Source organism: Commensalibacter sp. B14384M2, from assembly GCF_016101865.1.
Lineage (GTDB): Bacteria > Pseudomonadota > Alphaproteobacteria > Acetobacterales > Acetobacteraceae > Commensalibacter > Commensalibacter melissae.
Genome location: NZ_JACFPS010000003.1, coordinates 280,878 through 306,031, shown reverse-complemented (window position 1 = coordinate 306,031; position 25,154 = coordinate 280,878). Strand labels below are relative to the sequence as shown.

General features: G+C 38.1%; 22 protein-coding genes. 11 read left to right on the top strand and 11 right to left on the bottom strand.

What is annotated here, in order from left to right; genetic code table 11:
* Nucleotides 1–11: 11 nt before the first annotated feature.
* Nucleotides 12–1,004 carry a hopanoid-associated sugar epimerase gene (gene hpnA, locus H3R33_RS07275; protein ID WP_198185169.1) on the bottom strand — a complete coding sequence of 331 codons (993 nt, stop codon included), beginning with the start codon at nucleotides 1,002–1,004 and terminating at the stop codon, nucleotides 12–14.
* Between the two features lie 156 nt (nucleotides 1,005–1,160).
* Between hpnA and H3R33_RS07270 the strand changes: the two genes are divergently transcribed.
* From H3R33_RS07270 to H3R33_RS07260, 3 genes are all read left to right on the top strand, one after another.
* Nucleotides 1,161–2,213: a flippase-like domain-containing protein gene (locus H3R33_RS07270; protein ID WP_198185019.1), complete on the top strand. Its 1,053-nt coding sequence runs from the start codon at nucleotides 1,161–1,163 to the stop codon at nucleotides 2,211–2,213.
* A gap of 39 nt (nucleotides 2,214–2,252) precedes the next feature.
* The gene (locus H3R33_RS07265; RefSeq protein ID WP_155566012.1) at nucleotides 2,253–3,155 is read left to right on the top strand and encodes a prephenate dehydrogenase/arogenate dehydrogenase family protein; all 903 of its coding nucleotides are present in this window, start codon (nucleotides 2,253–2,255) and stop codon (nucleotides 3,153–3,155) included.
* Nucleotides 3,156–3,240: 85 nt separating this feature from the next.
* Nucleotides 3,241–4,860, top strand: coding sequence for an ATP-binding protein (locus H3R33_RS07260; RefSeq protein WP_198185020.1), 1,620 nt, complete (start codon nucleotides 3,241–3,243; stop codon nucleotides 4,858–4,860).
* Between the two features lie 31 nt (nucleotides 4,861–4,891).
* Here the strand turns inward: H3R33_RS07260 and pyk are convergent, their stop codons facing one another.
* Complete coding sequence (pyk, locus tag H3R33_RS07255) at nucleotides 4,892–6,337, bottom strand: pyruvate kinase (RefSeq protein ID WP_110439072.1); 1,446 nt, start codon at nucleotides 6,335–6,337, stop codon at nucleotides 4,892–4,894.
* An 88-nt stretch (nucleotides 6,338–6,425) separates the two neighbouring features.
* Nucleotides 6,426–7,106 (bottom strand): SH3 domain-containing protein, encoded by a 681-nt coding sequence (locus H3R33_RS07250; protein ID WP_158523885.1) that lies wholly within the window; start codon nucleotides 7,104–7,106, stop codon nucleotides 6,426–6,428.
* A gap of 454 nt (nucleotides 7,107–7,560) precedes the next feature.
* Between H3R33_RS07250 and H3R33_RS07245 the strand changes: the two genes are divergently transcribed.
* Nucleotides 7,561–8,091 (top strand): DUF2939 domain-containing protein, encoded by a 531-nt coding sequence (locus H3R33_RS07245; RefSeq protein ID WP_158523886.1) that lies wholly within the window; start codon nucleotides 7,561–7,563, stop codon nucleotides 8,089–8,091.
* Between the two features lie 11 nt (nucleotides 8,092–8,102).
* Here the strand turns inward: H3R33_RS07245 and H3R33_RS07240 are convergent, their stop codons facing one another.
* The 6 genes from H3R33_RS07240 to zapE all read right to left on the bottom strand — a co-directional run bounded on the left by H3R33_RS07240 (nucleotide 8,103) and on the right by zapE (nucleotide 16,630).
* Complete coding sequence (locus H3R33_RS07240; protein WP_110439075.1) at nucleotides 8,103–8,330, bottom strand: DUF3126 family protein; 228 nt, start codon at nucleotides 8,328–8,330, stop codon at nucleotides 8,103–8,105.
* Between the two features lie 93 nt (nucleotides 8,331–8,423).
* Entirely contained in the window at nucleotides 8,424–9,434 is a 1,011-nt protein-coding gene (locus tag H3R33_RS07235) for a L,D-transpeptidase (RefSeq protein WP_198185021.1), read from the bottom strand.
* 82 nt (nucleotides 9,435–9,516) lie between these two features.
* Nucleotides 9,517–11,241: a dihydrolipoyl dehydrogenase gene (gene lpdA, locus H3R33_RS07230; protein WP_198185022.1), complete on the bottom strand. Its 1,725-nt coding sequence runs from the start codon at nucleotides 11,239–11,241 to the stop codon at nucleotides 9,517–9,519.
* Nucleotides 11,242–11,286: 45 nt separating this feature from the next.
* The gene (odhB, locus tag H3R33_RS07225) at nucleotides 11,287–12,492 is read right to left on the bottom strand and encodes a 2-oxoglutarate dehydrogenase complex dihydrolipoyllysine-residue succinyltransferase (RefSeq protein WP_198185023.1); all 1,206 of its coding nucleotides are present in this window, start codon (nucleotides 12,490–12,492) and stop codon (nucleotides 11,287–11,289) included.
* Nucleotides 12,493–12,536: 44 nt separating this feature from the next.
* On the bottom strand, nucleotides 12,537–15,392 hold the full coding sequence (locus H3R33_RS07220; RefSeq protein WP_198185024.1) for a 2-oxoglutarate dehydrogenase E1 component: 2,856 nt from the start codon (nucleotides 15,390–15,392) through the stop codon (nucleotides 12,537–12,539).
* A gap of 134 nt (nucleotides 15,393–15,526) precedes the next feature.
* The gene (zapE, locus tag H3R33_RS07215; protein ID WP_198185025.1) at nucleotides 15,527–16,630 is read right to left on the bottom strand and encodes a cell division protein ZapE; all 1,104 of its coding nucleotides are present in this window, start codon (nucleotides 16,628–16,630) and stop codon (nucleotides 15,527–15,529) included.
* Between the two features lie 216 nt (nucleotides 16,631–16,846).
* Between zapE and H3R33_RS07210 the strand changes: the two genes are divergently transcribed.
* The 6 genes from H3R33_RS07210 to H3R33_RS07185 all read left to right on the top strand — a co-directional run bounded on the left by H3R33_RS07210 (nucleotide 16,847) and on the right by H3R33_RS07185 (nucleotide 22,489).
* On the top strand, nucleotides 16,847–17,869 hold the full coding sequence (locus H3R33_RS07210; RefSeq protein ID WP_155568566.1) for an aspartate-semialdehyde dehydrogenase: 1,023 nt from the start codon (nucleotides 16,847–16,849) through the stop codon (nucleotides 17,867–17,869).
* A 351-nt stretch (nucleotides 17,870–18,220) separates the two neighbouring features.
* Nucleotides 18,221–18,673, top strand: coding sequence for a succinate dehydrogenase, cytochrome b556 subunit (sdhC, locus tag H3R33_RS07205; RefSeq protein ID WP_230873473.1), 453 nt, complete (start codon nucleotides 18,221–18,223; stop codon nucleotides 18,671–18,673).
* Nucleotides 18,674–18,737: 64 nt separating this feature from the next.
* Entirely contained in the window at nucleotides 18,738–19,151 is a 414-nt protein-coding gene (gene sdhD / locus H3R33_RS07200) for a succinate dehydrogenase, hydrophobic membrane anchor protein (RefSeq protein WP_230873110.1), read from the top strand.
* A gap of 27 nt (nucleotides 19,152–19,178) precedes the next feature.
* Complete coding sequence (gene sdhA / locus H3R33_RS07195; RefSeq protein WP_122124100.1) at nucleotides 19,179–20,990, top strand: succinate dehydrogenase flavoprotein subunit; 1,812 nt, start codon at nucleotides 19,179–19,181, stop codon at nucleotides 20,988–20,990.
* A gap of 19 nt (nucleotides 20,991–21,009) precedes the next feature.
* Nucleotides 21,010–21,792: a succinate dehydrogenase iron-sulfur subunit gene (locus tag H3R33_RS07190; protein ID WP_110439083.1), complete on the top strand. Its 783-nt coding sequence runs from the start codon at nucleotides 21,010–21,012 to the stop codon at nucleotides 21,790–21,792.
* Between the two features lie 34 nt (nucleotides 21,793–21,826).
* Nucleotides 21,827–22,489 (top strand): tyrosine-protein phosphatase, encoded by a 663-nt coding sequence (locus H3R33_RS07185; RefSeq protein WP_370552694.1) that lies wholly within the window; start codon nucleotides 21,827–21,829, stop codon nucleotides 22,487–22,489.
* Between the two features lie 13 nt (nucleotides 22,490–22,502).
* Here the strand turns inward: H3R33_RS07185 and H3R33_RS07180 are convergent, their stop codons facing one another.
* Entirely contained in the window at nucleotides 22,503–23,006 is a 504-nt protein-coding gene (locus H3R33_RS07180) for a helix-turn-helix domain-containing protein (RefSeq protein WP_122124102.1), read from the bottom strand.
* Nucleotides 23,007–23,487: 481 nt separating this feature from the next.
* Between H3R33_RS07180 and H3R33_RS07175 the strand changes: the two genes are divergently transcribed.
* On the top strand, nucleotides 23,488–24,270 hold the full coding sequence (locus H3R33_RS07175; protein WP_198185026.1) for an NAD kinase: 783 nt from the start codon (nucleotides 23,488–23,490) through the stop codon (nucleotides 24,268–24,270).
* 26 nt (nucleotides 24,271–24,296) lie between these two features.
* On the opposite strand, the gene H3R33_RS07170 is transcribed toward H3R33_RS07175, so the two are convergent.
* On the bottom strand, nucleotides 24,297–24,986 hold the full coding sequence (locus H3R33_RS07170; RefSeq protein ID WP_155566027.1) for a response regulator transcription factor: 690 nt from the start codon (nucleotides 24,984–24,986) through the stop codon (nucleotides 24,297–24,299).
* Nucleotides 24,987–25,154: the final 168 nt, after the last annotated feature.

The following is a 25,154-nucleotide window of genomic DNA, read 5'->3' as shown; positions in this document are numbered from 1 at the left end:
TTTAAATTATTTTATTGTTTAAGATATCCTTGCTTCCAAAACCATAACAGGGAATCTTTCAAGGCCTCTTTTGCAGGCCTGAATGTATAACCGAGTTCCCTTTCTGCCTTGGCAGGAGAGAAAAACATTTTTTTATAAGACATCATCAGCATTTCACGCGTAACCCGTGGCTCTATATTAAGTGTACGAGCCAACCACTCCGAAATAACAGCTACCGGCCACAAAACCTTCTGATTAAGTCTTATTAAGGGAGGTTTTACACCAGCAATTTCAGCGACAATCGAAAAGAGTTCTCGTAATAACATATTTTCACCACCTAAAATATATTTTTCACCAATACGTCCTTTTTCCAAAGCTAACCGATGCCCATTGGCAACATCATCAACATGCACAATATTCAAGCCTGTATCAACATAAGCGGGCATTTTTCCAGAGGCACAGTCCAAAATCATTTTTCCCGTAGGAGTGGGTTTTATATCGCCAGGACCAATGGGGGTAGAGGGATTAACAATCACCGCCGGCAATTTTTTGTTTTTTACAAGCTCCAACACAGCCTGTTCAGCCTGATATTTGGACTGTTTATATGCACCAATTATATGATGAACAGGTGTTGTTTCATCAGCAACACTGCCGTCCCCAAGCAATCCAAGGGCCGCCACAGAAGAACAGTAAACAATTTTTTCAATACCGGCTTCCATTGCGGCCAGCATCAGCTGACGTGTGCCTTCGACATTAATATACATCATTCTGTTAGGATCCGGTACCCATAACCGATAATCAGCTGCCACATGAAAAAGATATCGACACCCTTGCAACGCATCGGCAAAACTTGTGGGATTAGCCAGATCCCCCTCGACCAATTCAGCCTCCAATCCATGCACATTTTGACGATTACTATTCGCCCGAACCAATAATTTAAGTTGATGTCCATGGGCAATTAAATTGCGGGCTACGGCAGAACCTACAAAGCCTGTTGCTCCTGTCACAAACGTTGGCGCGACCATCTCGACCTCATTCATCATGTTTATATTTTTTAAGTTTTGCAAATCAATAACTAAGATACGTAGGAACGTGTATTGTAATTAGCTCTATTTCTAACTAGTATGCAAATAATTTAATAATATAAAATAACTTTCTAATAAAATAACATACGGTTTGTTTTGAAAAAAATCTCAATTATTTTGTTCTTTCTCGGACTTACCCTTCTCATTGGCGGAGCTGTCTGGGTTGGTATGGACAGTATTGTTCAATCTTTTTCCTCGGTGGGAATAAAAGGATTACTCATTCTTTCTTCATGGCAGGTTATTGTCATTCTTTTACTAAGTTATGCCTGGCATGTCATCTGTCCTGATATAGGCATGCTGCGCTTGATATGGGCCCGTTTCTTACGGGAATCTGCGGCAACCTGTCTACCTTTTTCACAAGTCGGCGGAATTCTTTTAAGTATCCGCGCCGTATGTTTTAGAGGTTACCGTTATATTAAAAACCCTAAAGATCTTTCAATTGCCCATGCCGTCAGCTCGAATATCGTTGATATTACCACCGAGACACTTGGACAAATTGTTTTTATCATTGTTGGCATATGCTTCCTGATAATTGGACAATATCATGAGACCTTACAAAATATTACCGTTCCCGGCACCAAACTCAATCTTAAATGGTTTATCATCATTGGAATTTTTTTTCTGTTGATAGGCAGCATTTCCCTTATTTGGTCCCAACGACAAGGAAGCGCCTTAATTAAAAAACTTGTCAATTTTCTCAGCAAAAATATTGCCCAACAATGGGAGGATCAAGTTAATGCCAATGCAGATTCCTTTCAAAATTCAATCAATCAAATCTGGTCGAATCCAAAAAATGTTCTGTTAAGCTGTATTATCCATTTAATAGGCTGGTTGGCTGGTGCAGTTGGAACATGGCTTTGTTATAAATTCCTGGGAGCTTCAATCAACATTCAGGAGGCCGTCATTATCGAGGCTTTTGTATGTGTTGCCCTTTCTATCGGGTTTCTTGTTCCCGCTAGTGTTGGTATACAAGAAGGCGCATACGTTCTTTTAGGCAGTATATTTGGCATTGATCCCCATTTATCCTTCAGCCTCTCTCTCTTGCGCAGGGCCAGAGATATTTTAATTGGGGTGCCAACCCTTCTATTATGGCAAATTACTGAAATTCATTATTTGAATAAATATTCAAAAAATAAAAAAAATTGTTGATCCCTCTTCTGAATAATTTCAAGTAAACAAATTAACATTATGACCAATAAAATTACATCAATTCCAATTTTTAAAAATATCACCGTCATTGGCCCGGGATTAATCGGTTCTTCAATTCTTCGACGCATTCAAAAAGATCCCACTATTTCAGAATATACGGTTGCTGTTGATAATCACCCTGAAGTTTGTCATCGCGTTAAGAAATTAAAAATCGCCAACAAAGTCAGTTCAGACCCTGTTGAGTCAGTTAAAAATGCAGATTGCGTCATCCTCGCAATACCTGTTGGTGCCATGCAAGAAGTTGCCAAACAAATTATTCCACATATGAAAAAAGGAGCCATTCTTACTGATACAGGATCCACCAAGGCTTCTGTCATCGCCGCCATTACTCCCTACCTAACTTCTGATATTTCCTTTGTTCCAGCACATCCCATGGCCGGAACAGAATTTTCCGGTCCTGATGCTGGTTTTGAATCTCTGTTTGAAAATCGTTGGTGCCTGATAACGCCCACCACCTCAACCGGAAAAGAAAGCGTTTATAAGATCGAGCGATTCTGGCAAGCCATGGGGGCGAATACGCGCATTCTTGATATAAGACATCATGATAAAATCTGCGCAATTGTAAGTCATTTGCCACATCTACTTGCCTTTACTATCTGCAATACAGCAGATAGTCTGGCCGATGAAACACGTTCCGAGGTATTGGATTATGCGGCATCCGGATTTAGGGATTTTACACGGATTGCAGCATCTGATCCAATTATGTGGAAGGATATTTTTCTCAATAACCGTGAAGCCATTCTGGAAATGCTGGCTCGCTTTACCGAAGATGCCCAGGCAATGGCAAAAGCGATTCGCTGGCAAGATGAGGACTATATTGTAAAAACAATTAAAAAAGGACGGGAAATTCGTAAATCCCTTATCAATAATAAGCAAGCATAATCATTTTATTGGTCTTATTCATTAAGATATCTTATTTTAATTTATCGGCTTTTTCCTCAGCACCCTAAAATAAGATAATCATAAAATGAACGTATTGCCATCAAAACTCCCATCGATTCAAAAACTGATGAATACATTTGAATGGAAACATACAACACTGGGAGAACAAAAAAATTGGCCGTCCACATTACATACAACAATTTCCCTGTTAATGAATTCTTCACTTCCCATGATTCTTTTTTGGGGAGAAAAATATATCACGTTTTATAATGAAGCCTACATTCCCTTTATTGATTTTAAACATCCTGCCCTTTTGGGGCGTCCTCTACTGGAGGTTTGGCCAGAACAGAACAAGAATTTCAATAAAATCATCAAACTTGTTTATCAAGGAGAATCCTTCAGTTACACATTTCAACAGCAGCACGCCAAAAATTCATCCTCTCATCCCTTACAAAAAATTACCATTACCTTTAATCCTGTTCATAATGAACATAATAAAATAAGCGGTATCCTTGGAATCATTACAAATATAACTGATCACAAAAAACCAGAAACAGAATCAATCGAGCATTTAATCGGTGGCATAGCTCATGATTTCAACACTCTGCTTGGTGGAATAATTGGAAATCTGGAATTAATGGAATTGAGAATTCAACAAAAAAAACTGGAAAAATTACCCGCTTATATCAATGCTGCCCAACAAGCGGCATCCCAAGCCTCAGTCATTACAAATCAGCTTCTTTCCTTCTCAAGAAGGCAAACTCTCATTCCGCACGTTACGAACCCCAATCACATCATTCAAATTCTGACTGATGTTTTTCAAAATATACTTCATAAGAATTCAGATAAAACCATTTTTCTTGATTGTTCTTTGAGTCAAGATATTTGGCCTGTTTTTTGCGATCCAGAACAATTTAAAACTGCACTGATCAATATTTTTACAAATGCTTGTGAAGCGATACAATCCCTGACAGGAAGAATAAATATATCCAGTAAAAATTTATCTATTGACCATACTCTTGCCAATCAGCTTTCCATTAAACCTGATGACTACGTAAAAATAAGTATAAAGGATAATGGTAAAGGCATCAAGCCTGAATATATTGACCGTGTTACAGATCCCTTTTTTACAACCAAACCCTTGGGAAAAAGAGCCGGACTTGGCCTTTCAATGGCTTATGGTTTTACCAGACAGTCACGCGGATACTTAAAGCTGCATTCCAGGTATATGGAAGGCACTATTATTGATTTATATCTTCCACGATATCGACGCCCTTTGGTTGTGGAAAATTTTTTCACAAATGATACCCGGCAATTATGCTATAAAACATTAATTATTTCACAAGATTACCATCTTCGTACACTTTTAGGCGAGGCATTTGAAGATCTTGGTTATACAGCGACCATGGTTAAAACTTATCCAGAGGCGACAACATTACTAAACAATAGCTCAAATTTCGATTTTATCACTATTGATACCAGGATATTACAGCAATTCAATAATCAAAATATAATTTCAACACTTCACAACAATTATCCAGATCTACTAATTCTTTTCATTACCGGTTATGAAAAGAACTTTGTAAATTTATCCGATTTTACAGACGAGAAAAATTTTATTATTCGACAACCGATAACGTATTCTCTTCTTGCCGATCAAATTGAAACAATAAAAAAAATACGGGAAAAGAATTTCCCGTATTAAAAAATTGAATTATTTTATTTTTATTAAAATACTAGTTGATTTCCGTAACACGAATCAAATTCGTGCTGCCTGTCTGACCAAAAGGAACACCGGCAACAACAACAATTTGGTCACCCTTTTTGACAATATTGTGTTCTTGCGTCGTTTTACGGGCTTCATCAACAATATGTTCAACAGTACAGGAAGGTATGCAAGCCTCATTTGTTGTACATGGATGAATACCCCAAACCAATGCCAACCTACGAGCCACCTCAACACTTGGCGTTAGACTGAAAATCATACTGTTTGGACGTTCTCTCGACATGCGCAGGGCAGTTGTTCCCTTATGCGTATAGGCAACAACAGCGGGTGCAGACAAAGTCGCACAAATTTTCTGGGCAGCGGCAACAATAGCATCAGCAATATTACGTTGAGGTTGTTCACGCGTGGCTTCCATTAATTTTGTCCACTCTTTATCTTTTTCAACCCGTGTAATAATACGGTTCATAATGGAAACTGCTTCTTTCGGATATTGACCTGCCGCACTTTCAGCAGACAACATGACCGCATCAGCGCCCTCCAATACAGCAGTTGCAACATCAGAAGCTTCAGCACGGGTAGGTGTTGGTGATGAAATCATGCTTTCCAACATCTGAGTGGCCACAATCACTGGTTTACCAAGACTGCGTGCCTTGCGAATAATCTGAATTTGAACTAAGGGTACCTCTTCAGGAGGCATTTCAACACCAAGATCACCACGGGCAACCATTACACCATCCGTAACTTCAAGAATTGAATCAAGATTTTCAATTGCTTGTGGTTTCTCCATTTTAGTGATAATCCAGGCTCTACCATTGGAAATAGCCTTGGCTTCCTGAACATCCTCTGGACGCTGAACAAAGGAAAGCCCGATAAAATCAACACCCAGATCCAATGCAAAACGTAAATCTTTATGATCTTTTTCTGTCAATGCTGGAATGGGCAAAACCATATCAGGAACATTCACACCTTTATGATCAGATAAAACACCGCCGACGGTAACTTCGGTTTCCAAATAATCTGCACCAACATTCCGAACCGTTAAACGTAACTTACCGTCATCAAGCAATAATCTTGCCCCTGGCTTTGCACTTTGGATAATCTCTTTGTGAGGTAAACAGACACGATGTTCATCACCTAATGCCGGATCTAAATCTAAACGAAAAATTGCTCCATTTTTTAAAGTAACCTTACCATTTGCAAAATTCCCTACGCGCAGTTTAGGTCCCTGAATATCGGCCAAAATACCAATAACCTTACCTGTTTCCTCTTCGATTTCACGGATAATACGATATCGTTCTGCATGATCCTCATGTGTACCATGGGAAAAATTCAAACGAAAAACATCAACCCCGGCCAAAAACAAAGCCTTGATCATTTCTTTTGTTGAGGAAGCGGGTCCCAAAGTTGATACAATTTTTGCCCGACGATCTCTTAAGATTAATGATTTATCTTTCATAATATTAGTTCCTTACATTTTTAATTGTGAATTCAAACGTATCAAATTTGAATTCTTTATTCCTATATATCATTATTCAATAAGAAAATTAATGAGGTTGGATAATTTCCTGGGGAAGCAAGCCCCAGATATTTGATCTTGGTATCCATCCTATATAGGTATTAATTTTAACTTTACACCAACTGGCGTTGGGTTGGCATTCTTTTATACTTCCAACAACTCCGGGTTTCAAAATCGCAACTGGATCAGCCGACTCTTGTGGAACAGTTCTTACAATAATACCCTGACCCGATAATTGGGAATTTTGTGTTTTGGATACATATTCTGAAATATAGCTGTCTGTGCTTTTTACTTCTGATTTCTCTTTTGTTTCGTCTTGTAATTTATCTTTATCATCCATGACACTGAGCGGCATTCCAGTTGTAATGAAAAAACGCTCTCTGGATAAAATAGCCTGCTGGATCCATCCTTTTTGTCCATCCACGTCCTCAATAAGACGCCAGACATCAAATTCCCTAAGAATTTTTACTGGCATATGACGTCTGTGATAAATCATGATAATAGGATAACGGGTTCCAGGACCTGCTCGCATGTTCACCACATCCGCACGTAAAGAAAGAAAATGAGGAATAGGCAAACCTGTTACAGAACCCTTTTCTGGTTCCTGAGATGGAATGCTGCTTGCAGCAGGGATTGCGGCCGCTGAAGCGGTTGCGACTCCCACTGCTGTTCCAGCTGCAGCTGTGCCCCCCCCCTCATTATTATTCACAGATTGAGTCTGAGAGTTTTCCTGTATATGAACCTTTTTTTTCTTGTGAGAAACTGGGTGACTTTTTTTCCTGATACTTTTTTTATGAACAAGCTGTTTATGCTGATTTTTTTCCTGAGTAAAAGCGGTCGAGGAAAAACATAAAATATTTAAACAAAATATTGATATAAAAAATGAAATGTATAAAAAACAATTTAAGCTTTTTTTAATAAGATGATCTAAAAAACCGCATTGCATTTTATCTTGTCTTTCAAATATAAATCAAGGGATCAAATCGTTACTATAATATAAAATAATAATTATGTTATAATAAATTCAATGCTTTCTTTCAAAAAGGCAAAAGACATATTACCATAAATCTTATTCAAACAGGTTAAATAACAAGAATATGACTTTTTTATACATATCCCTAAAAAAATATAGAAAAAATCTGTTTTTATATATAAAATGGTTAATGGTTATAATTGTATTATGTACGATATACGTTGCTTATCCATATTTGACCCTATGGTCAATTTCTAAGGCGATACAGACCCACGATACTAAATATCTAACCAAAAGTTTGAACTGGCATTCTATTCAAGATCACTTAAAAAAATATCTCACTCAGGATTTTCACAGCCCTTCAAAAGAAGACCTGGATGAATTACCGGATTTTGGAACGTCTTTTGCGACTGAAGCGATAAGTAATGCTATTGATCATCATATCAATCACAATAGTTTACATGTTTTACTTGATTATATATCCCCGCCTACATTGCCATCATCCTCTTCTTTGAAAAATAAGAAGAATGCATTACAAATTTATATGTCGAGCCATATCTATTTTTCTTCGCCTTTTACAATGCACGCAAGAATTATCATTCCTGGTGAAAACATGCCACCCTTAAGCCTGACAATGAAATTACAAAGATGGCGTTGGAAAATTACAAACATATCTTTACCTGATCAGGTTATTGCCCAACTTTTCCAACAGAATAAATAGACTAGTTCTGATTATACAAGATCTTCTTCTAATATTGTCATTGAGATCGCATAAGAAATTTCACCTTCATCCTCATCACGATAAACTGTTCCAATTGACTCAAGTGTTTTTCCCTCTTGAATACATAATTCAACAGGCTGTCCCTGACGTTTAGGCAAAATAACCTTCAAATTGTTATTCCCTAATTTTTTCTGTAAATATGACTGTAATGACTTGCCTTCTTTTTCAGTAATATTCATAGACTTTACCTTATCTTGAAATCGAAAATTGAAAATAATTCTATATTAGTTAACCAACCCTTTACCAAATTACCAGTTCTTTATTTGAAATTATCATTTAATTTTCTCTGAAGAATCAACAACAACCAACAGGTCACCAGCAATTGGTGTAACCTGGCGATTTCTAGATAAAATAGCTTCAAACCGTTTATTCTGTTTTGCAGCCTGCTCATATAAAACATCTATGATACCATAATGATCTATAAAACGGTTCATATGGGCAGAAATACGAACGCATCCTTCAGATGCAGAATTGCCCAGTCTTGGTTCCAAATATACAGGATCTGTTGCATGCATTTCCAACCGAATCTGACCTTTTACATGATTAGGCAACCACCCTTTTTCGGCCCATTGCCAACCAAAATCCCATACTCGCATTCCTTTCGTTCCGTTACCACGAATCCCTAATTTATTCTTGGTACCCAACGCGCGATATCCCAACCTTTCCGTAGTATTCATGAATACACCTGTCGGTGTGACATAATATAATTTACGTCCTTTTTTTCCTGTAGATACATGTCCTCCCCCAAATGCCATCCATTGACCCATACCTTGAGGAAACGCCAGCACAAAACATAAAGCTTGAACCTTTGGATTGCGATCAACCACAACTAAAATCTGCGCCCGTTTCAAGAGAATACCTGATTTTTCAACTTCTTTTTTGGCCAGTCTAATCCATTCCATATTTTGTTTATTGCTATAAATTCGTGCACGGGGAACATTCTTGCTTAATAAACGCTGAAGCCTTCTGGCCTCAAAATAGGCCTTATCCGGTGTAAGGACTGGTAAAGGAGGTAAAGTGACAAAATGTTTATTACCAAAGATCGAGAATTTATTTTCAAACTGAGTATAATCAATATGACATTGATTCCCTGTCAGACTTGAAAAATAGTCATATATAATTGGAGAAAAATCACGATCATCAATTGGACAATAATAATGTCGTTTCAAAGAAGTCAGTTGATCAGTAACATTGAAAGAGGAGAGAGATGGTTTAGCAAAAGGCTGCATAATAAAGATTAAAGAGCACAATAATATGCAAACCCTTAATCGATAAAGCTTCATCCTCTCTCCTTATTATGTAAAATATTACAATTATTCATTAATTATATATAATATTTTACAAATAAAAACAGAATAATTTAGTTTACATATGGATTGCCTGGTTCTGTGTTGCCAAGGCCGCCTCTTTAACCGCTTCGGACAAGGTGGGATGCGCATGACAAGTCAAGGCAATATCTTCGGCAGAAGCACCAAAAGCCATTGCCAATACGGCTTCTGCAATCATTTCACTGCAATTTGGACCAATCATATGAACACCCAAAATTCTGTTGGTATGTTTATCGGCCAGAATTTTTACAAAACCGTCTGTTTTACCCATTGCACGGGCACGACCATTAGCGCTGAATGGAAATTTGCCAACCGTATAGGCTACATTTTCTTTTTTCAATACTTCTTCTGTTTTACCAACCATGGCAACCTCAGGTTCTGTATAAACAACACCTGGAACAAGATTGTAATCAACATGCGGCTTTTTACCTGCAATGAATTCTATAGCTGCCACACCATCCTCTTCTGCTTTATGCGCCAACATTGGACCAGCTATCACGTCTCCAATCGCGTAAATACCCGGAATATTGGTTTGGAATTGAGCGTCTGTTTTAATTCTTCCCCTTTCATCCAATTCCACACCAATTTTATCTAGTCCCAGACCTGCAGTTACAGGACGGCGACCAACTGCCATCAAGACTACATCTGCCTCAAGAGTTTCCTGATTCCCTCCTTGAGCGGCTTCAATTGCGATCTCAAGCTGTCCATTTATCTTGTCAATTTTACTAACTTTATGAGACAGTTTTAGTTCAAAACCTTGCTTGATCAAAAGATGGGCTAATGTAGATGAAATTTCCTGATCAAAACCAGGCACCAACCGATCAAAGTATTCAACCACAGTAACCCTGGCACCTAAACGTTTCCAAACACTTCCAAGTTCAACCCCGATCACACCACCACCAATAACGACCATATGACGAGGTATTTCAGAAAGAGCCAAGGCTCCTGTTGAACTTACAACCTGTTTTTCATCAATTTCAATTCCCGGCAATCCTGCCGTCTCACTGCCAGTTGCAATGATAATGGAACGCGCGCTAATCTCTTGCCCATTAACGGAAACTTTTCCTGCGGCAACAATGGTTGCCTCGCCCTCAATACGCGTTACCTTATTCTTTTTGAATAAGAACTCGATCCCATTAACATTCGCCTCAACGACTGACTGTTTGTGCTCCTGCATTTTTTTCAGATCAACTGAGACATTCTTAACAACAACCCCCAATTTTTCAAATTGATGCCGGGCAGCTTCATATTGCTCGGAAGCATATAATAAAGCTTTTGAAGGGATGCAGCCAACATTCAAGCATGTTCCACCCAATGTTTTCCGTTTTTCTACACATGCGACTTTCATGCCCAGTTGTGCGGCACGAATGGCGGCAACATATCCTCCTGGTCCCGCACCAATTACAAGAACATCATAATCATATTCACTTGCTGGCGCGGAAGCGTCAACTGGTTTTTGCTCAGGATTTGAGCCCGAAACAGATGACACTCTTGTATCATTTCTTGTGACTGTTTCTCCTTTTCCCAATGGTTCCAATGTCACCAATAATGCACCTACTGAAACCTCACTGCCCGCTTCGACAACATGTTTGCCGACAATTCCCGCAGAGGGGGCCGGCACTTCAACATTTACTTTATCCGTTTCAAGCTCAACAATCGCCTCATCCGCAGCAACTTGATCGCCTGGCTGTTTCAACCATTTTGAAACAACAGCAGATGTTATACTTTCCCCCAAAACAGGTACGACAATATTTATGGTCATGTTTTTTACCTTTCCTATCCTTTATAATAAATTTCACACGACCCCTTAAACATCCAACAACAAGCGTTCTGGATTTTCAATACGTTCCTTGATATGAACCAAGAAACTGACCGCTTCCTTACCATCCACGATACGATGGTCATAAGAAAGAGCAAGATACATCATTGGACGGATAACAACCTGTCCATTGACTGCAACTGGACGCTCTTTGATCGCGTGCATCCCCAGAATTCCTGATTGCGGCATATTTAAAATTGGGGTGGACATCAGAGAGCCGTAAATTCCTCCATTTGTAATCGAGAAGGTACCCCCTGAAAGGTCAGCTAATTTCAGCGTATTACTGCGTGCACGTTTTGCAAAATCAATGATCTGCCCCTCAATCTGAGCAAAACTCATTTGATCCGCATCTTTGAGCACGGGAACAACCAGCCCATTTGGGCCACCAACCGCAATTCCCATATTCACAAAATGACGATAGATAATATCTTCACCATCAATTTGTGCATTGATTGCAGGATATTCCTGAAGGGCAGATACAGTTGCCTTTACAAAAAAAGACATAAATCCCAAACGGCTACCTTCATGTTTCTTATTGAAGGCTTCCTTATACAGGGTCCGCATATTTATGACGGCAGACATGTCAACCTCATTAAAGGTCGTCAACATTGCCGCTGTTTCCTGTGCTTCTTTAAGGCGACGTGCAACCGTACGACGTAACCGGGTCATTTTGACACGCTCTTCACGAGGATCATCCTGACGGGGCGCAACAGGACCAGATGCCTTGGCCGGATTTTCTTTTTGATCCAGAAATTGTACCACATCATCCCGTGTAATCCGGCCACCCCGTCCCGTACCAGCCACCTGATCAACCGTAATATTTTTTTCTTCCATCATTTTACGGGCAGCCGGCATTGAAACTGGCTTATTATCAGCAGCCACTGAAACCGAGGGTTCTGCCTGTTTAGCATCCTGTACAGACACACTTTTGGATTGAGCTGATTCAATAACCGAAGCCCCATCCTCCAATACAGTCAATAAGGTCCCAACACTGACCTCCTGCCCTTCTTGTACCAGCTGTGCACCCATCACACCTGTTTTAGGCGACGGAACCTCTACACTGACCTTATCTGTTTCAAGCTCTACAATCGCTTCATCCATATTCACAACCTCACCAGGTTTTTTTAACCACCTGGCAACTGTGGCCGTACTGATACTTTCGCCTAATTGCGGTACTTTAATTTCAATGGACATATTTGTTTTTCCTAATTAAATCTTATTATTTCTCAATATAGTTCTTATAAATTCAAGGCTTGTTTAATCAATTGTTCCTGACCTGCCTTATAAACAGACATCAACCCTGCTGCAGGACTTGCCTGAGCCGTACGTCCGGCATATTCAATTTTGATTGGACTATTTTTAACCGTTTGCACAATCGCTTCAATCTTACCAGAAATAAACTGCCATGCCCCCATGTTCTGAGGTTCTTCCTGGCACCATACAAATTCCTGTGCCCCAGAATATGATTGTATCAATTTCTTAACAATATCGATTGGGAATGGATATAATTGTTCGACACGAACCAAAGCCACATCATTTTTCTTGGCTTCACGACGAGCTATCAACAAATCGTAATAAACCTTACCAGAACAGAATACGACTCGTTTGACTTTTTGACGATTTACAGAGGCATCTATTTCATCAATAACTTGTAAAAATTCTGTTTTATCCGCAAATTCTGCCAATGTTGATTGTGCAAGAGGATGTCTTAATAAAGATTTCGGGGACATGACAACCAACGGTTGACGATAATTCCGTTTCAACTGCCGACGCAAGGCATGAAAATAGTTTGCGGGAGTTGTAAAATTACAAACCTGCATATTTTCCTCTGCACATAGCTGCAAGTAACGTTCAAGTCGGGCAGATGAATGTTCAGCCCCTTGTCCTTCCTGGGCATGTGGCAATAAAAGCACCAACCCCGATTGCTGGAGCCATTTACTTTCAGCAGCCGAAACAAACTGGTCAATGATAATCTGTGCGCCATTGGCAAAATCACCGAATTGCGCCTCCCACAAGACCAAGGCATTTGCATTTTCACAAGAATAACCGTATTCAAATCCCAGAACCGCAAATTCAGACAGCAATGAATTATAGATGTCCAATTTCGCTTGATCAGTGGCAATATGATTTAAAGGAATATAAGGTTGCTGCGTCTTCTGGTCAAACAGCATTGCATTACGATGACTGAATGTACCCCGTTGACAGTCTTCGCCGGAAAGACGAACCGGATGCCCCTCCAATAAAAGGCTACCAAAGGCCAAGGCTTCACCAGTCGCCCAGTCAAACCCTTTTCCTGTTTCAAACATTTTGGCCTTAGCTTCAAGTTGACGAACCAATTTCGGATGGCAATTAAACCCTGCTTGGTATGAGCTAATCGCTTTACCAATCCGCTTTAAATCATCAATTGAAACTGCCGTGGAAAAATCTTTACGATTTTTTCCACGCCATTGCATTTTTTTCCAGTCACCTTTTAACCATTCTGGAGTTCCTGGATGATAATTATCAGCCTCTTCATAGGATTTTTGTAAATAATTCTGGAAATCAGACCAATATTTTTCCGTTTCTACAGCAGAAATCACTCCTTCATCTTGTAATTTCGCTGCATAAAGCTGATAAATATCCTTATGTTTATGAACAGCCTGATACATGATTGGCTGGGTAAATGTCGGTTCATCCGTTTCATTATGTCCAAATCGACGATAACAGACAATATCAACAACGATATCCGTTGCAAAACGTTCCCGATAATCAACGGCAAGCCGCATGACTGAAACAACAGCCTCAGGATCATCCCCGTTGACATGAATGACGGGAGCTTTAGCAACTTTAGCGACATCCGTACAATAATATCCAGAATGTCCATATTCTGTAGATGTGGTAAATCCAATCTGGTTATTTGTAACAACGTGAATTGTCCCGTTTGTTTTATATCCGGGAAGCCTGGACATGGCAAAAGTTTCATAAACCACACCCTGTCCGGCAAAGGCAGCATCTCCATGCATTAAAACAGCCAGATGTTTCTGACCATTAGCATCTTGCATGGCACGAACCCTTCCCTCTACAACAGGATCAGCCGCCTCAAGATGGGACGGGTTAAATTCCAAGACAAGATCGACATCCTGTCCATTCATTTGAACCTGTTTTCGATATCCAAGATGGTATTTCACATCTCCAACACCAGGAATATCGTCAGATTTATAAGATTTTCCTGCAAATTCACTAAATAAGGCAGGAAAAGACTTGCCAACGATATTGGTTAAAACATTTAAACGTCCACGATGTGCCATGCCCATCGCCACAGATTGAATATCATAATTTGCAACTGCATGTCGAATAAGGGTACGTAAGGCAGGAATAAGTGATTCCCCGCCATCCAATCCAAACCGCTTTACACCAACGTAACGTTTTTGACAAAAAGTTTCAAACCCTACAGCTTCTGCAAGTTCCTGTAAGATTGTTTTCTTATCATCCGCATTCAGAACATGGTTTTTCTGACTTTCAACCTTTTCACGAAACCATTGCTGTTGTTCACTATTTTGCAGATATGTATATTCCCAGGCAATTGAACTGCAATAAATCCGCCTTAATACAGGAATGACTTCACCAAGAGTATGAATTTCACCTGGAAGGAAATTCTTAGTAACATCTCCCATAAAAACTGGGCGATCCAAATCCTCTTTTTTAAATCCATAAGTTTCAGGATTTAATTCCTTGCACTCTGTAGGCTTATGAATGGACAAGGGATCCAATACAGCATTAAAATGACCAAAGCTCCGATATGCATTTATAAGCTCTACGGCTCGTAGACTGTCATTCGCGGCCTGATAAAGTTGTTTGGCTGTTACTTTTCCCTCTTTCGTCAAAGCGGGCTTGTCATCGGGCTCCAATTCAATTTTTACAGGTTTGCGAGGGGCCCATGAAGGTCCCCTTACATCATCCATTACAACTGTCTTATCATCATTCATCGCAGAAAAAATCTGTGCAAATGACGGGTCAACACTATTAGCGTCCTGCCTCCACTTTGCATATAATTCCGCAAGATACGCAGCATTCGATCCACTGAATACACTGGCAATTTGATCAGCAATCGCCATAATATTTCCCCTTAATTATTTCTACTAAAAACTCACTATTCAGAGTTTAATTTACCTATTAATATAACAAGTGCACCTATAAGCCACTTCAATTTTTCTTTAACAAATGTCAGAGAATCTTTACTCTCGAATGCCTATTTTGTCCAATCTAGACTTTGCATTTCATACAAACGTGATACAGTACGCTCAAAAAAAGCCGCCCTATTTTCCTCAGGATAAATATGCTCCCAATCCGTCTCCGCAGATACATAGAGAATTGTATGCCGTTCGTACAATACATCAATCAAAGTGGTAAACCGTTCAATTACATTCATATTTTCAGGATTAAATATCGGTATGTTATCAATAATCAATACTTCATATTTTTGAGCCAAAACCAAATAATCACCAGCTCCCAGTGCCGCATCACATAATTGTTCAAATTGAAACCGGGCCACCTTTCCTGCTGCGCAAGGTATGGTAAATTGACGTCCCATAACGGTTAAGATTGTTTTTTCGCCCTCTTTGCCACCTGATTCCTGTAGGAATACTTTATCTAGAACAGCATGGTTTTCCGGATTACAGCCGATCAACCATTTGGTTTCAATTTCCTTGCGACCCAATCGATAGTCATGTGCCGAACATAATTCAAGTTCAATCATATTTTGTGATAATAAAGCAATAAACGGCTTGAAAGCATCAGCTCCCGGTCTGTTTTGAAATAAATCCCTGATGTGAACATTCGAAGTGGCAACAATGATAACTCCTAATTTAAAAAGATATTCAAACAGTCGTCCCAATATCATTGCATCAGCTATATCATTGACTTGAAATTCATCGAAACAAAGCAACCATGTCTTTTCGACAATTTCCTCAGCCAGTTTTGGAATGGGGTCCTCACCCTTTGGATACTGTATTTCCAACGCATGAAATTTCTTATGCACTTCCTGCATGAAAACATGAAAATGTGTTCTCATCTTTTTTTCAACAGGGGCCTGACTGTAAAATAAATCCATCAACATTGATTTACCTCTACCAACAGGCCCTACAAGATATATACCCTTGGGTTTTACAATGGGCTTTTTCCATAATTTTTTAAATGAATTCAAAAGCCCGCCAACGTTAGTCTGTTCTGGCACATAATCAGACAATTCAACACAAAGATGATCCAGTCGGTCTGCAATTTGTTCCTGTGCCTTGTCTGGTTTAAGCTCACCATTCTTTACTTTTTGTGCATACAACACATTTAAACGACTCATAAATAAAAAAAACCCTGATTAACAATTAGTATAAAGACCTTTTAAATTATTACTAAGAAGAACATAGCTTCTTTTTTTTTCCTAATAATTTTCTTTATTTTCAAACAATTTTGATAAAATTTATTTACATAAATAATAAAAGAGTTAAAATATTTGGCTGGTTTCTAAAGACTTCTTTAAAATTTATTAAACTTTATTATCTAAGGATTATATACTATGGGATATCGCATAGCCGTTATTGGAGCAACAGGGGCGGTAGGTAGAGAAATCTTAAAAATTCTGGCGGAACGTGATTTTCCAATTAAGGAAATTGTTGCCTTGGCTTCTCCACGTTCGGCAGGAAAAGAAATATCCTTTGGTGACAAAAGAATTCTAAAAGTCCAAAATCTTGAAACCTTTGATTTTAAAGGATGGGATATCGCTTTATCCTCTCCTGGCGCATCCATATCATCCGTTTATTCACCTAAAGCAGCCAAGGCAGGCTGTATCGTGATTGATAATACTTCCCATTTCCGTATGGAACCTGATGTTCCATTAGTGGTTCCAGAGGTTAATCCGGAAGATTTAAAGAAAATCAAGCGGAATATTGTTGCAAATCCAAACTGCTCAACCATTCAGATGGTTGTTGCCTTAAAACCTTTGCACGACTTGTTCAAAATTAAAAGAATTGTTGTTTCGACATATCAAGCCACAGGCGGGGCAGGCAAAAAAGGAATGGACGAATTATATATCCAAACCAAATCATCATTGGTTGGGGATTCCATTTCAATAAACAATTTTACCAAGCAAATTGCCTTTAACTGTATACCTCATATTGATAAATTCATGCCAGACGGATCGACAAAAGAAGAATGGAAAATGAATGTGGAAACCAAAAAAATTCTTGATCCAGATATCAATGTTTTTGCAACCTGTGTTCGGGTTCCTGTTTTTATTGGACATGGCGAGGCAATTACCATTGAATGTGAACGTCCCGTTGATCTTGCCAAGGCACAAAAAGCCTTACGCAACGCTGAAGGTGTCATTCTATTCGATAAACAGGAAGATGGCGGCTATATTACCCAGATTGAGGCGGCAGGAGAAGATGCCTCCTATGTTTCACGACTCCGTATCGATCCAACAGTTTCAAATGGCTTAGGACTATGGTGCGTTTCCGACAATTTACGTAAGGGTGCGGCATTGAATACAGTACAGATTGCCGAAAAATTAATAGAAATGAATCTAATTTCTAAACGGTAATTTTTAACCAACAGATCATAAAATTGATATGATTTGTTGGTATTCAAATTAAAAACATAATAAATTAAATAATTACCAATTTCACGTTTCTATATCCATTAATCCAATTTATACAAATTAATTTGATATTTATTTTATTATCCTGAAAATTGTTATTATCATATTCTTATTGTTACTTTAAAAATAAAACAAAAAACTGTTTAGTCATCAAATAACAAAGACCCCGAATACTTCATACACAATCAATTGAATGTCCAAAAATTGACTGGATCAATCTTTTAGTGGGGTATAAAGTGCAATTAACTTAAATCGGTATCAGCCGTGTTATAAGGATTAATTAGGAAATCAAGAATGTCGGATATACGCAAAACTTTTTATGTAGGTTACAAAAGTGACGGATCATATCGAAACCGACCAATGTCGCCCCATTTACAAGTTTACAAACCCATTTTATCAATGGTCTTGTCAATCAGTAACCGCATTACAGGCGGTGCACTTTCCGCAGGAAGTGCATTAATGGTTGCCTGGCTGGTTTCAGCCGCAAAAGGACCAAAATCTTTTCAAAAAACTCAAAAATTTACAGGAAGTTTTCTAGGACAAATTATTTTATTTGGTTTTTCATCAGCATTCTTTCTCCATTTTATTGGCGGTATTCGTCATTTTATTTGGGATTTAAGTGGCAAACGTCTTGAAAAACCTGAAATTAATCAAGACAGTAAATCAGAGGTTATCAGTGTTGCTGCTTTAACTTTAGCTTTATGGACTATTATTCTTGGTAAAAAAATCAAAAAAAGAAAAAAATAGACAACCTTCGTATTGATTAAAAAATATCAAAATAATTTTCTATAAACAATTAGGAGAAACTCCAATGAATACCTCTGTAGAACGCCCCACCATTCTACGCTCTTATCTTGGACGTATGCGTGGATTGGGGACAGGACACAATATTTTCGAACATTGGTGGACCGAACGCATAACCGCGGCAGGCAGTGCCCCTTTATCAATCTGGTTTATTATCCAAATGCTAAGATTGGGTGATGCAGATCATAAGGATGTTGTAAAATGGGCTGGAAAACCTACGAATACAATTTTATTACTCACACTTGTCTTGCTAACATTCCGTCATATGCAACTCGGCTTGGAAGTCATTACATCAGATTACGCACGTGAAAGAAAAAGATTGGCTCTTAATTACTGTATTAAAGGTGGGGCCTTATTTTTAGGAATTCTATCCGTAATTTCTATATTAAAATTATTTTTTACTGCATCCGCCAGTAAATAATTCAGCATTTAAAGGATATATATCGTAATGACTGATACTACTTTATCATTAAAAGATACGTATCGTATCGTGGATCATGCCTATGATGTCATTGTCATAGGGGCTGGCGGTTCTGGCTTGCGGGCAACATTGGGAATGGGTGCGGCCGGTTTTCATACAGCCTGTATTACAAAAGTATTTCCAACCCGCAGTCATACAACAGCAGCCCAGGGGGGAATTGCGGCTTCACTTGGAAATATGGGAGAGGATCACTGGCAATGGCACATGTACGATACCGTAAAGGGCTCTGACTGGCTTGGTGATCAGGACGCAATTGAATATTTATGCCGTGAAGCGGTTCCTGCCGTTTATGAACTGGAACATATGGGAGTTCCCTTTACTAGGAATAAAGATGGTAAAATCTATCAACGTCCATTTGGTGGACACATGCGCGACTTCGGAAAGGAACCCGTTCAACGCGCTTGTGCTGCGGCAGACAGAACTGGTCACGCTATATTGCATACACTTTATCAACAATGCTTGAAACATAATGTTGAATTCTTTGTTGAATATTTTGCTATTGATCTTATTATGGATGAAAATGGCACATGTCGCGGTGTTACGGCATGGTGTCTGGAGGATGGCAGTATACACCGTTTCCGTGCAAATCTGGTTGTTCTGGCGACAGGAGGATATGGACGTGCTTTTCAATCCTGTACTTCTGCCCATACTTGTACAGGTGATGGAAATGCCATGGTCATGCGAGCCGGAATCCCAACACAGGATATGGAATTCGTTCAATTCCATCCAACCGGTATTTTCCCAGCCGGCTGTTTGTTAACAGAAGGATGTCGCGGAGAAGGCGGCTATCTGACAAACAGTGAAGGTGAACGTTTCATGGAACGTTATGCGCCACATGCAAAGGACCTTGCTTCTCGTGACGTTGTCTCTCGTGCCATGATTGTGGAAATCAATGAAGGACGCGGATGTGGTCCCAATAAAGATCACATCATGTTACATCTTGAACATCTGGGGGCAGACCTTTTACACGAACGTTTACCTAGTATTGTTGAAACATCGCGCATTTTCTCCGGAATTGATGTAACCAAGGAACCCGTTCCTGTATTACCAACTGTCCATTATAATATGGGTGGTATCCCAACAAATCTTCAGGCCGAAGTTATTCGACCTACCAAAGACAATCCAGATGCAACCGTTCCGGGATTAATGGCAATCGGTGAATGTGCCTGTGTTTCCGTTCATGGTGCAAACCGCCTTGGCACGAATTCATTACTTGACTTGATTGTATTTGGTCGTGCAGCTGCCTTACGTGCAAAAGATATTCTTAAACCTGGCGCTCCTGTTGCTCCATTCCCTAAAAATGCCGGGGAAAATGCACTTGGCCGTTTAGATAAACTAAGATTTGCCAAAGGTGGAACCCGTGTGGCTCAAATGCGTGACACCCTGCAAAGAACCATGCAACGTCATGCAGCCGTTTTCCGGAATACTAAAAACATGGAAGCGGGCGTTGAAAAGATTAAGGATATCTGGTCTGGTCTGGGGGACATCTCTGTTTCCGATCAATCCCTGATTTGGAATACAGATTTAATGGAAGCCTTGGAATTCGAGAATCTATTGGCAAATGGTACCGTAACCATGGTAAGTGCAACCGCACGTCATGAAAGTCGTGGCGCACATGCCCATGATGATTATCCTGAACGTGACGATAAAAACTGGTTGAAACATACTGTTTCATATCTTAATGACAAGGGAGAGGTTTCACTTGATTATCGCCCAGTCCATATGAGAACTTTAACCGATGAAGTTCAGGTTTTCCCTCCTAAAAAACGGGTATATTAATCAGAGAAGGTGATGACTAATGGTTGAATTAAGACTACCCAAAAACAGTAAAATTGGAATTGGAAAAGTATTTTATGCCTCTTCACAGGCAAAAAATATTAAGAAATTTAGAATCTATCGTTGGAGCCCTGATGATAACAAAAATCCAGTTATCGACACTTACGAGGTGGATCTGGACAAAATCGGCCCAATGGTTTTAGACGCGTTAATTCATATTAAGAATGAAATTGATCCGACTTTATCATTCCGTCGTTCTTGCCGTGAAGGGGTTTGCGGATCTTGTGCCATGAACATTAACGGATTAAATACCTTAGCCTGTTCAAAACACATTAATGAATATGAGGGGGATATTGCAATTTATCCTCTCCCCCATATGCCCGTCATTAAGGATTTGATACCTGATCTTAATGGTCCATATGCACAATTAAGGGAAATTGATCCATGGCTTAAAGCTGATACTCCCCCCCCCCCCGATAAAGAACGGTTACAATCCATTGAGGAGCGTAAAAAACTGGATGGTTTATATGAATGTATCCTGTGTTTTTGCTGTTCAACCTCTTGCCCTTCATATTGGTGGAACGGGGACCAATATTTAGGCCCATCCGTCTTATTGGCTGCCATGCGTTGGGTTGCTGATAGCCGTGATGAGTATAAAGGCGAACGCCTTGATGAATTAGAGGATTCAATGCGTTTGTATGCATGCCGTACTATCATGAACTGTACACAGACATGTCCAAAAGGTCTTAATCCAGCTCATGCAATTGCTGAATTGAAAAGATTACAAATTGAACGTAAACTTTAAATAAGCTAAAAGATGAGTCATGAAAAAGAAATATATTTTTGACTCATCTTTTCCAAATCGTCGGGACTATCATATCGCATGGCTCAACAGCCTATTTGTTGACCATGCGATTTTTCGTTTATTATGGTCAAATTTTCAGACGGTTATTCCCGGTAAAGTGTATCGCAGCAACCATCCCACTCCAACCAGATTATTGAATTTAACAAAAAAATATCATCTTAAAACAATTATCAATTTACGGGGGAAAAGAAATTGTGGTTCTGATGCGCTATCCCGCCATATCAGTCATAAATTAAATTTAAAACATTACGACCTCCCTTTTGAAAGCCGTGGAGCACCACATATTGATCGAATTCTAAATCTTGCAAATATTTACAAAACTATTGAATTCCCTCTTTTAATCCACTGTAAATCTGGAGCTGATCGTGCAGGTTTAGTTTCCGCATTAATTCTTCTATTTGAAAACTACGATATTCATTCTGCAATGCGACAGCTTTCATGGAAATACGGTCATTTTAAATATTCCAGAACAGGAATTCTTGATGCTTTTTTTACCCAATATCTTCAGCAAACGCATGGAAAAGTGAAATTTTTATATTGGCTTCAATCCCAATATAATGAAAAGCAATTAAAAGACTCTTTCAAATCGAAAAAAATCTCCTCTTTTATTACAGATAACGTTTTACATAGAGAATGAAATATTTTTTAAATCATTCTGCCATAACCTTAATAAGATGTAGCAACTTTTTCCTGATTTCCTTATCTTTAATATGATAATACGCCTTTAACAAATCAACCGTTTCCTTATTATTCATAACATTCAAATCTGTAATTTTAATTTCCTCCTTAATGGCATTTTCCTTATCCTTGGTAATTAATATTTTTTTAACATCTAATGCCGTTGAAAATGATGGAGGAACCTGACTTTTATTTTCTTCGTTTCCGGTCAAAAACTCATCAAAGAAAAAATTAATCGGAACTTGCAAAAACTGTGCTATATAATAAAGTCTCGAAGCGCCAACACGATTAAATCCCTTTTCATATTTTTGAATCTGTTGAAATGATAGACCTAAAGCTATAGCAAGTTTTTCTTGGGAAAAGCCTAATAACTTTCTTCTTAACCGGATACGGCTTCCTACTCGTTTATCTATAGGATTGGGAGGAATTTTTTTTTCTTTTGAAATACAGTTTGATAGCAATTCATTTGCTTTCATCAAATAATAAACTTTCACAATAAAATACTTGTAAAATCATATCCACAATAAATATTTATATTAAATAACTCTTTCAAAACATTATATATTACTAGACAAATATGATTGTTTACATTATTCTAAACTAATAAATATATATATATTTACATTCAGCCATGAAATATAATTTTAATTCAACACCATTATCTCTAATTGCATAATTTTTACCTAATTTATAAATATTAATAAATAATTAAATTGTTTACCTAAAATTAGCAAATAAATTTTAAATTTTGGTATATCAATCCTTTTTTAAGTATTATTCAGCTTACAAATCTATCTATTCAATCCAGTAGTTCTAGTAAAATTTTAATAATAAATTATATTTGATTTAATAATTTTGATTGATTAAAAAAGAAATTAATTAAACTAAAACAATATTGTTTATATGTTGCGTAATGTTTATAATTAATGAAATCTGTATAATTGCCGAGAACTATTTATGAGGTTTTTTGATAATCCACCCACAAAGTTTCATTTTTTATCCATGGATAAACCCGAGGCAATTCAATATAAAAATGACCTGGTAAAACAATATGGAAACGCAAGTATCGACCAAGCCGAAGTCATTATCTGTATTGGTGGTGATGGTTTTGTTCTAGAAACACTTCATACTTATATTAATTATCAGATTCCAATTTATTGTATCAATTTCGGTTCTGTTGGTTTCCTTACAAATCCCAAGATCAAGAAGGATCTTCCATCACTACTTCAAAAAACCCAACCAACTTGTCTTCATCCTTTGGCCATGTCAGCTAAAACAGTTGATGGTAAAACACACACAGCTCTAGCTTTTAATGATATATTTTTATACCGGCAAACCAGACAGGCAGCCAAAATAAAGGTGATAATTAATCATAAGATCAGGTTATCCGAACTGATTTGCGACGGTATCATTCTTTCAACACCCGCAGGATCGACAGCCTATAATTTATCAGCACATGGACCAATCGTTCCCTTAAATTCTGATTTGTTACCCTTAACTCCTATTTGTCCTTTTCGGCCACGCCGATGGAGAGGCGCATTACTTCCTTCAACAACTCTTTTTCAATTCTTGACCCTGGAAGAAAATAAACGCCCTATAGCAGCTGTAGCCGATTTCACAGAGATACGTGACGTTATCGAGATTACTGTCAAAGAAAACAAATCTATAAAATCTTGTTTACTATTCAATCCAAATCAAAGTTTGTCAGAACGGATTATTTCAGAACAATTTTCCGAATAAAAATTGGTGAAACGTAATATCTATTTTCATTCACTATCCATTGTTGATTTACGGAAGATATAACCTTGTCCCCATATTGTTGAAATAAAATCTTCCGCACCAGCATCTTGTAATTTTTTTCTTAATTTACATACAAAGACATCAATAATTTTAATATCGGGTTCTACATTGCATTTGTATAAATGGTTTAAAAGTGCCGCCTTTGTAATTAAAGTGCCCCGTTGTAAAATAAGCAATTCCAAAATAAGATATTCCTTGCCTGTCAAATGAACCAATGCTTTATTAACGAATACTTCATGTGTTTCCAAATTGATACTTAATGCATCAATATGAATAATTTTTTTGGAAAATACTTTTTGGACACGTCTCAAAACCGCCTTGCATCTTGCAATCAGCTCATCCTCATAAAATGGAATTAACACATAATCATCCACACCTGCCTGAAAAGCTTTTATCTTACTTTCCAGATTATTTTGTCTGGAAACAACAATAATAGAAATCTTTTCATTTAATGCGCGCAATTCTCTAATGGTCGAAAAAAACAATTTATCCAAATTATTTCCTTCAACTATAATAAGATCATATTCATACAGATGAGCCGTTGATAATACCTCAATATCAAACGATACCCTATCGATAGAAAAGTCTGTTACTTTAAGTTTTTGGTAGAATTCATGCTCTAAAAAAAAGATTTCTCCCATAAGAAGAACGTGCATACTTCTACTCCAGGTTATAAAATGAATTTAAAATACTACTATAAAGTGCATAAGTTTATAAAAAAAATCAACAAAAACTTAATAATGATAATGATAAATTTGGAAAAACAATTTTTTTTCAACAACTTCGTAAATAATGTTGAAGTATTTATTATAAAAACCCCAACA